Source organism: Vibrio sp. 10N.222.46.A1, assembly GCF_041473595.1.
Lineage (GTDB): Bacteria > Pseudomonadota > Gammaproteobacteria > Enterobacterales > Vibrionaceae > Vibrio > Vibrio tasmaniensis_A.
Window position 1 is genome coordinate 1 of record NZ_JBFRSN010001612.1, and the last position, 327, is coordinate 327.

At 48.6% G+C, this 327-nt stretch carries 1 protein-coding gene; it reads left to right on the forward strand.

Annotated elements, in window-relative coordinates; all coding sequences use genetic code 11:
• Nucleotides 1–327 (forward strand): ATP-binding cassette domain-containing protein (locus AB4496_RS28425; protein ID WP_372133411.1); only part of this gene is annotated, 327 nt, incomplete at both ends.

The following is a 327-nucleotide window of genomic DNA, read 5'->3' on the forward strand; positions in this document are numbered from 1 at the left end:
TTTGAGATTTGTGATGACATCACCGTGCTTCGTGACGGTAAGTTCATTGGACAATGTGAAGTAAAATACACCGACGAAGATGGCCTAATCGAGATGATGGTTGGCCGTAAACTGGACGAGCAATATCCACGTATCGGACAGAGCCACGGTGAAACCTGCCTTGAAGTGATTGGCCTGACTGGTTCTGGTGTTCATGACGTGAGCTTTACTCTAAAGCGCGGCGAGATTCTTGGTGTATCTGGCCTAATGGGTGCAGGTCGTACCGAACTGATGAAAGTGATTTACGGTGCCCTTCCAAGTGAACGCGGCGTCATCAACCTAGAAAAC